This window comes from Bartonella sp. MU70NMGDW (assembly GCF_042194085.1).
In the GTDB taxonomy this organism is placed as follows: Bacteria; Pseudomonadota; Alphaproteobacteria; order Rhizobiales; family Rhizobiaceae; genus Bartonella; species Bartonella grahamii.
Genome location: NZ_JBHIMK010000078.1, coordinates 1 through 8,415 on the forward strand (window position 1 = coordinate 1; position 8,415 = coordinate 8,415).

Consider the following 8,415-nt stretch of genomic DNA (forward strand, 5'->3'; position numbering starts at 1 on the left):
CGGCAACAAATTACTCGTTTGTTCGAAAAAACAAATTTTGTTTCTGGGCCAATACAAGAAATTGTACATTATATGCCCTCTACGGGTTATGTTTCGCGGTTGTTCTCATTTTTTTATGAGCCATTTGCACGCTATCTTTTGCCTTATTTTGGGGGACTCTTAATGTGTCAGGCACAAAAACGTGTTTATCAGGGTTTGCTGGTACAGCGTCGTCAATCGCGACGTGTTTTTATTCCTGCGTTATCACCACAAGTGCGAAATATTTTAATTTATAAAGATAATTAATCATTTTGCCATTGGCATAAGAACCGCAAATATAGAAGGATTTTCTTATTTTAATTTTTGCACATTATATGTGAAGGTTTTTTTCATCTCGTTTTTGTTTTCATTTAAGATATTAAAATTATTTTTGAAACAGTAAATCTCGAATTAAAGATTTAAACGATAACCATTTTGATCTGTTATGAGAATTTGTGCATTGGAGGGATCTTTTTCGATTTTTTGTCGCAAACGATAGATATGGGTTTCTAAAGTATGGGTGACAATATTTTCATTATAACCCCAAACTTGTTCTAACAATGTTTCACGGCTAACAATTTTATCATTGGCATAATAGAGACACTTAAGAATTGCTGCTTCTTTTTCTGTGAGACAGATTTTAGTGTTGCATTGATCAAGAAGAAGTTTTTGTCTCAGTTTAAAAGTATAGGGGCCAAGATGAAAGGTTGTGTCTTCATTTTGTTCATATTGGCGCAACTGTGCTCGAATTCTCGCTAATAACACCGCAAAGCGAAAGGGTTTTGTCACATAATCATTGGCGCCTGTTTCAAGATCTAAAATATTATCGCTGTCTGTATCATGATTTGTTATCATGATAATGGGGGCACGAAATCCTTGGATGCGTAATTTTTTCACGGCTTTGAAACCATCAAGATCAGGAAATTTAAGTCCCAAAATAGCGAGATCAATATTTTCTTCTTGGATTATTTTCATTCCCTCTTCTGCTGTTTTTGCTTGGAAAATTTCAAACTCTTGATGCATTTGCAATTGTTCTACTAAAACGGGGCGTAGATCATCGTCTTCAACAATTAAAAGAGTATAGTGGTTCATGTTTTTCCTTATAGGCATGTTGATGCACTGATTGGTAAAGAGTAGTTTCGTGAAAAATGAGATTTCATGCAAGAAAAATTAAAAGAGGAAAATTAAAAAAAGAGCGTTTGATTGATTCAATATAAACAGGTTGGGAATGAGATAATCCTGGGGTATGAGGGGTCTCATCCAACATGTAAAGCAATGAACACTCAATATGATGCGTGTTTTAAGCGTGAAGAGAACTGTGCAACACTTAACACATATACACTGTTTAGGAGAATTTCACGGTTATTTTTGTTTTTTCGTTGCATTTGTGTGCGAGGGGGTTTTGTGTGTGATGTTCGTGGTGTTGCTTATTATAATCGTTGAGTAAGCTTTGCCTTTAGCAATACCGAAAAGATGCATCATAAAGAGGTTTTTTGTGCAATGCTATGAAGCATCTTTTTATATGAGTTAATGAATAAAAATTATTGTTTCAAGATACAAGCATTTCCCTCTTAAGGTTGCCCATCAAACAGACTTCTTTCCATTCATCTTCTGTCACGGGTTGCACTGATAAGCGGCTGGCTTTAACCAGCACCATATTTGCTAGTTTGGGATTGGCTTTAATTTGTTTTAATGAAACAGATGTTGGCATGTCACAAAGTGCACGGATATCCACACATTCCCAGCGTGGATCAGAGCTTGTAGAATCAGGGTGTGCTTCAGCACATATTTCTACAATACCTACAATTTCTAAACCTTTATTTGAGTGATAAAAAAAACCTTTATCGCCATATTTCATGGCGCGCATATTATTACGGGCTTGATAATTTCGTACACCATCCCATTGTTCGCCATTAACTCCTTTTTTCTTTTGCATCTCCCATGACCATTTGTGGGGTTCAGATTTAAAAAGCCAATAAGCCATGAGTTCTCCTTTTTCATAGACTGTTATGCATTCATCATGTGTATTTTTATAAGCATCTTTGTAACACCATCAACGATGATTTTTAAAATGGGGTAAAGAACGGGCATAATCTGTTTTTTCTTGTTTCAAAATAACGTGTAGCAGAGAAACGCGATCCATTGATATTTCACGTTGTATAAAGGTATTTTGCTCTTTGCTTATCTTTTCAGCTATGGCTTGAAATGCGTTCACTATAAGAGTTTTTTGGAGAAAATTAAGAAAATTGATTCTAAAAAGTTTTAAGATTACAACGGCAATGAAACGAATAGATGATCAAAGATAATGAGGTCAAAGAATGGCTTTCATATCTATGCTTCGTGAGAGAGAGTAGATCTTATTATGCCGTAAAATACCGTCATTTGAAGTGTAATGATATAAGGCAGTTTTTTGAAACATAAAGTTTTTTAGAATGTGTGGTGAATATTTAGGTTTGCGTGTCGAGCTTTGGGTTAAGTGAATTGTGTGAGTGGGAAGCAGGTGGAATCCGCTCGATAGAAAGTTCGGACTATCTATAGACCGAATTGAGTAGAAATCTTCGTTTTTTAAGATGTGTGTGGGGGGGGACGTCAATTTTATTATGCTTTTGTTCCACGGCGTCCCATTCCGATCAAGGGCGTGGCTTTTTCATCTAATGGCCAGCGTGAGCGGGGTGCAATGTCGAGAGAGCTTGTTTCTCCTCGTGCGAGTTTTTGTGCACCGGCAAAAGCAATCATTGCAGCATTATCGGTACACAAGGAAAGAGGAGGGGCTATAAATTCAAAACCATGTTGATGGGCAAGTTCTTGCAACGTAGAACGAATGGCTTGGTTTGCGGCAACACCGCCCGCGACAACCAAAGCAGGAGAACGCTTTCCTTGATTATGAGAGAGAGGATATTGGTGGGTAAAGTGTTGTAGGGCTAGGTGAATACGATCATGTATCGTATCGGTTACGGCGGCTTGAAAACTTGCGGCAATGTCAGCAATATCATTTTCTGTAAGAGGAGCTATGGCTGTTGCGGCTTGTCGAACAGCAGTTTTTAGTCCGGAAAAAGAAAAATCTAACCGTTTTTCACCTTTTAAAGGTCGTGGAAGGGGAAAGCGATTTTTATCACCAAATAAAGCTGCTTTTTCAAGTGCTGGTCCACCAGGATAAGGAAGACCTAAAAGTTTTGCAGTTTTATCAAAGGCTTCTCCTAATGCATCATCAATGGTGGTTCCTAAACGTTGGTAGTTGCCTACTCCATGAACAATGATTGTTTGTGTATGACCCCCTGAAACTAAAAGTAATAAATAAGGAAAGCTGACGCTGTGCGTTAAGACAGCTGTTAAAGCATGTCCCTCTAAGTGATTTACCGCAATAAATGGTTTGCCAGTGGCAAGAGAGAGTGCTTTTGCGCTCATAACGCCTACCAACAATCCTCCTATCAAACCAGGTCCACTGGTGGCTGCAATGCCATTAATATCTTTTAATTTTGTGTTTGCTTCTGTTAGTGCTTGCAGAATTAAATGATCAAGAACTTCAACATGGGCACGAGCAGCAATTTCAGGAACAACACCACCGTAAGGTGCATGGTGATCAATTTGGCTCCAAACAACATTGGAAAGAATTCGGCTGTTTGATTCATTGTTATATTCAATGACAGCCGCTGCCGTTTCATCACAACTTGTTTCTATTCCTAGAAGACGCATTTTAAACAAAACCTTATATTGAAGCTTCTTTCCTGTGTGCGTATCATGAACAGAAAAAGATGCAAAGTATTTCTCTTAGAATTGATTTTTCTATGAAAAATATGTGTTTTGGTATTTTCTTTGAATTTCATGATATTGTTGATTAAAAAATAAAGCTGTATTTTTGAGTATAAAATGCAAATGTGTTTTTAAAAACTTGTCTATTAAAGTCTATAATTGTAAATATTATTGAGAAAAATGAGATTTGGAAAATTTTTATAAAGTTATACTCTTTATAAAAAGAATGTAAAGCAAACGAAGATATTTGAGAAAAGCTTCATTTTTAAAACTTTTTTCATTTTATTATTTTATCATTAAAAAAAGTGTGCACAAAAAGTGACAGAGATGGTCGATTCTTCAAAACCAAAAGTTAAACCACATTATGCTGGTACGCGCCGTAAGAAACCAGTTATTGAACATGAAGCTGTTCTCCATGATTCAGAGGAAAAAATCCACAATTCTGTAGAATCTCATGCGCGAGAAAAACAGAATATGCAAGGTCAGGATAAAAGTACCTCTAGTACAACTTGGCTTTTTTTGTCCCTTTCTGGGATTTTGGGGGGATTCATTGCTTTGGGAATTTTTATGGGGCTTCAATGGGCTGGTTTTTTTTCTTCTCCTTTTGTGGAAAATTCTGCTGGAGGAGAAAAAGCTTTGCAGATTGCTGAAGCCGCAAAAAGTCAAGGTAAAGACACAAAGGAACAATTGAGCCGGGTCTTTAAAGAAATTGATACGTTAAAAACAGAGTTTTCTTCTTTTTCATCACAACAGTTTAAAACAACGAAAAATGATGAACTATCGAAAGAAGAAAGCAAAAAAGCTTTTGCGATTTTAGAGGAAAAAGTAAAAGCTCTTGAAGAAACTGTACAAACTTTTGTTAGAGAGTCGAAAGAGATAGAGACGGCTTTGTCTGTTGGGCAGAGCAATGCAAATGATCTTGCTGCGTTAAAACAACAGTTAGAAACACTACAGGAAGAAACTGCTGTTAAAAATAGTGAGAAAAGAGAAATAGATACCGCGCTTTTTACTGCAATTAGTTCATTAAAAAATGCTGTAGAGCGTGGTGGATCTTATAATAATGAATTAAAGCTGTTACAACAATTATCGCCTTCGATTAATGGACTTGATGTGTTGCAAAAGACAGCTACTGTGGGTCTTCCAAGTTCAGCACAACTTTCAGTTGATTTTGCTCATGTTGCCGATGCAATTGTTGGTACGCAAAATCTTGTTGCGTCAGATGCTGGTTTTTTTGACCGAATTTTAGCATGGATAAAAGGGCTCATTGTTTCGCGACCGATTGGAAATGTTGAAGGGATGACGCTTGGGGCTATTGCGGCACGCATGGAAGTTGCCATTCAAGCTGGTGATTACGAAAAGGCCTTGAGCGAATGGCAATCATTGCCTCAAAGTGCAAAAGATGTTTCAATGGATTTTGTTAAGCAGCTTGAAAGACATATTGCTATTCAACAGTTGTTGCAGCAATTGTTATTGTCTGTGCAACAAGGATCTTTTAAAGCAACAAAGATGTAAATAGGCCCAAGATGATACGTGTTTTTATTTATATTTTTGTTGTTTGTATCCTCGGTTTAGCTTTCACGTGGGTTGCTAATCACAATGGTATTTTTGTTCTCACATTTTTGCATTTCAGATTTTCTGCTTCATTTCTTACAGTGTTAAGTGTGCTTATTTTGTTTTTTGTAACGCTGGTGCTTTTATGGTGGTTATTGTCTTTCTTTTTTTCCATACCGAGTGCTCTTTCCAATTATTTTTATAAACGCCATCAAAAGCGTGGTTATGAAGCTCTTTCAAAGGGGATTCTTGCAACTTTTGCTGGTGATAGTATGGTTGCGCAAAAAATGGAAGCACGGGTTGCTAAATATCTTGCAGGAAAACAAGAGCCATTGGTAAAATTCTTACAAGCGCAAACCTTGTCTTTACAAAATAACTCTGTTCGCGCCATCGGTCTTTATGAGGAGATGAGAAAGGAAGATTCGACAAAATTGGTTGGACTTTATGGTTTGTTTCGTGAAGCGATGAAGAGTAAAGCTTATGAGGCAGCGCAACAATATGCCGAAGAGGCACTGACTTTATCGCCAGCACTTTTATGGGCGCATCAGGCGGTGCTTGATCGGTTAAGTACTGAGGGTAAATGGGATAAGGCACTTACTATTTTTGAGAGAACGCAAAAAGCTCTCCCGCGTTCTGTTCGCGCGACTCCAGAGCGGCAGCATATACAGGTTTTACTATTAAGTGGGCAGGCACTTTCTTTGTTTGATACACATCCTGTACAAGCACGTGAAGCCATTTTGAAAGCCCATAAATTGGCGCCTGATTTTGTTCCAGTAATAGTTATTGCTGCTGATATTCTTTATAAGTTAAATGAAACGCGTAAAGCGGATAAAATGATTATAGCGGCTTGGCAAAAGAATCCTCATCCTGATTTGGGGACGCTTTATCTTGAAAGAGAAGAAGGAGCCATTGGGCGATTAAAAAGGGCTAAGACACTTGCTTCTTATAATAAAGATGCATTTGAATCGGCTTTCCTTATTGCTAAAGCAGCTTTAGATGCTGGTGAAACAGCATTAGCGAGAGAGCAGGCAAAAAAAGCATTACAGTATCATCCACGGGAAAGTGTTTATTTATTGTTGGCAGATATTGAAGAGGCACAGGGAAACAATCAAGGTGCTGTGCGTCAATGGCTTTCTTTAGCACTTCGTGCTGAACGTGATCCAGTATGGATGTGTGATGGGTCCATTTTTTCTTCTTGGTCAGCGGTTTCTCCAATCAGTGGACGTTTGGGCTGTTTTGAATGGAAGGCGCCTCCCTGTATGCCTTCTCTCACATTAGAGGCGGACAATATTGTGCCGAAAAAGCAAGACAAAGAGTATGTTATGGGAAAAAGTGATGGTGTTGAAGATAAGAAGCTTGAAAAATTAACACCTATAGACGATTCTCTTTTGCATAATGTGCAGGTGGAGAAACAAGATATAAAAGAACAAGATGTAAAAATGTTCAGTCAAACTCACTTAAATGTTGATGATCCAGGGGTGAAAACAGAAGAAGAAACATTTTTATCGAGGAAAAAATTTCGTTTATTTTAAATTGCACCAATGTGATAATACGAATGTTTTCTCAGAAGAAACAATTGACCTAGAAGAAAAAATATCGTTAGTCTTGTCCAATAAAATTATTCTCTTATGCTTTAAAAATGAAGTTTTGCTTGGTTGCAGAGGTGATTGGTTAAAAAATGTTTTTACATCAGAGATGTCTTGATAAAAAACAAAAAAATAACAAACCAAGGATTGCTGTTGTTATTCATCGGCGGTCTACCTATACTGGTCGTTTAGGAAAATTTTTACAACAAAATGGTTTTGTTCTTGATATTTATCGTCCTATTTTTGGACAAAAACTCCCTGATACATTAGAGCATTATGCCGGTGTTGTTATTTTAGGGGGGCCGATGAGTGTGAATGACAGCGAAGCCTATATTGGTGAGGAAATTGATTGGATTTCGTTATCACTGAAGGAAAATAAGCCTTTTTTGGGTATTTGTCTTGGAGCGCAAATGTTAGCGCGAAATCTAGGGGGGCGCGTTGGTACAAGAAGTGATGGGACTGTTGAAGTCGGCTGGTATCCACTAGAAGCAACCCCTCAAGGGAAGGAATTGATGAATTGGCCAGAAATGGTCTATCATTTTCATGATGAAGGTATTTATGATTTACCGAAAGAGGCAATGCTTTTGGCAACAGGGCATACATATCCTACACAAGCTTTTCGTTATGGAAACAATGCATGGGGTTTGCAATTTCATGCTGAGTTTACACGTGCTATGATGCGACGGTTAGTCGTGCGTTCGGCACATAAATTGACTGAAAAAGGTGCTCAACCTGCTTGTGCACATTTGAAAGGTCGTTTAATTTATGATCAAGCTTTAAGCCAATGGTTTGAAGGTGCATTACACCAGATTTTTTGTGTACCGACCGCATTTGTGTGAGTGTTAGAAACACTATTTATTATCGTTCTTGTTGTGCTGTAAAACAGTATCGTTTAAGGCAGAGATAGAAAACTCATGTAAAACTTTACACATGAGGTATTTTTTGTTAGAAAGTGTAATGGATTTTCTTAAAAAGATCTTGGTGGGTGGACTTATGAGATACTGTACTTTAGAACGATGTATAGGAACTCCTTGAAGTGATCAGTAGATAAAATCCGGTCGATTAAGAAGTTGGATTGTTTATAAACTGACTGTGGTTAAGAATCTTTGTCCTTTTTAGGGTGGGGAGGAAGTTAAGAGATAAAGAAAGTTTTAATGTTGTCTAAATCCTTTCAAATACCGTCATCACAAAAGAGATTTTCTTTGAGCTATTTAATTTGTGGGCTCCTTTGTCTTGCTCTGATATTTATTTATAGCGCACTCTGGTTTTTTTTTCACGTAAAATAGAAGAGCAAGTTTCTGATATATTTGCAAAAGCGTCTTCCTATAATATGGCGGCGGTATGTGAGAATGTGCGCAAGGATGGTTATCCTTTACGTATCGGTGTTGTTTGCGACAATTTTCAATTTTCTTGGCCTTTACATGGGGTTTCTGTATCGACGGGGCGTTTGACAGCTGGTGCACCAATTTATGCACCTCATTTGGTCGAGTTTAATGTTCATTCTCCTGCA

General features: G+C 37.6%; 7 protein-coding genes and 1 pseudogene. 5 read left to right on the forward strand and 3 right to left on the reverse strand.

The annotated features are described in order from the left end of the window. Positions 1-285: pseudogene (locus ACFIKE_RS07305) on the forward strand (SAM-dependent methyltransferase); the annotation flags it as partial. Positions 286-429: 144 nt separating this feature from the next. Here the strand turns inward: ACFIKE_RS07305 and ACFIKE_RS07310 are convergent. The 3 genes from ACFIKE_RS07310 to tsaD all read right to left on the reverse strand — a co-directional run bounded on the left by ACFIKE_RS07310 (position 430) and on the right by tsaD (position 3,711). Further along, positions 430-1,110 (reverse strand): response regulator transcription factor, encoded by a 681-nt coding sequence (locus ACFIKE_RS07310; RefSeq protein ID WP_375626042.1) that lies wholly within the window; start codon positions 1,108-1,110, stop codon positions 430-432. Between the two features lie 457 nt (positions 1,111-1,567). Then, positions 1,568-2,002 (reverse strand): EVE domain-containing protein, encoded by a 435-nt coding sequence (locus ACFIKE_RS07315; protein WP_375626040.1) that lies wholly within the window; start codon positions 2,000-2,002, stop codon positions 1,568-1,570. A gap of 614 nt (positions 2,003-2,616) precedes the next feature. After that, a complete protein-coding gene (tsaD, locus tag ACFIKE_RS07320) occupies positions 2,617-3,711 on the reverse strand; it encodes a tRNA (adenosine(37)-N6)-threonylcarbamoyltransferase complex transferase subunit TsaD (protein WP_375648939.1) in 1,095 nt (364 codons plus the stop codon). Positions 3,712-4,095: 384 nt separating this feature from the next. Here tsaD and ACFIKE_RS07325 point away from each other — a divergent pair, with 384 nt between their 5' ends. The 4 genes from ACFIKE_RS07325 to ACFIKE_RS07340 form a co-directional block, all read left to right on the forward strand. After that, positions 4,096-5,280, forward strand: a complete 1,185-nt coding sequence (locus ACFIKE_RS07325; protein WP_375648942.1) for a mitofilin family membrane protein — start codon at positions 4,096-4,098, stop codon at positions 5,278-5,280. 11 nt (positions 5,281-5,291) lie between these two features. Further along, on the forward strand, positions 5,292-6,851 hold the full coding sequence (locus ACFIKE_RS07330; RefSeq protein WP_375648944.1) for a heme biosynthesis protein HemY: 1,560 nt from the start codon (positions 5,292-5,294) through the stop codon (positions 6,849-6,851). Between the two features lie 146 nt (positions 6,852-6,997). Then, complete coding sequence (locus tag ACFIKE_RS07335; RefSeq protein ID WP_375626031.1) at positions 6,998-7,744, forward strand: glutamine amidotransferase; 747 nt, start codon at positions 6,998-7,000, stop codon at positions 7,742-7,744. Positions 7,745-8,235: 491 nt separating this feature from the next. After that, positions 8,236-8,415: DUF2125 domain-containing protein (locus ACFIKE_RS07340; RefSeq protein WP_375648946.1), on the forward strand; the 180-nt coding region annotated here is incomplete at its 3' end.

Excerpts from the sequence above, each read along its gene's own strand:
- ACFIKE_RS07310 (WP_375626042.1), bottom strand. The coding sequence starts at position 1,110 with ATGAACCACTATACTCTTTTAATTGTTGAAGACGATGATCTACGCCCC.
- ACFIKE_RS07315 (WP_375626040.1), bottom strand. The coding sequence starts at position 2,002 with ATGGCTTATTGGCTTTTTAAATCTGAACCCCACAAATGGTCATGGGAG.
- tsaD (WP_375648939.1), bottom strand. The coding sequence starts at position 3,711 with ATGCGTCTTCTAGGAATAGAAACAAGTTGTGATGAAACGGCAGCGGCT.
- ACFIKE_RS07325 (WP_375648942.1), top strand. The coding sequence starts at position 4,096 with ATGGTCGATTCTTCAAAACCAAAAGTTAAACCACATTATGCTGGTACG.
- ACFIKE_RS07330 (WP_375648944.1), top strand. The coding sequence starts at position 5,292 with ATGATACGTGTTTTTATTTATATTTTTGTTGTTTGTATCCTCGGTTTA.
- ACFIKE_RS07335 (WP_375626031.1), top strand. The coding sequence starts at position 6,998 with ATGTTTTTACATCAGAGATGTCTTGATAAAAAACAAAAAAATAACAAA.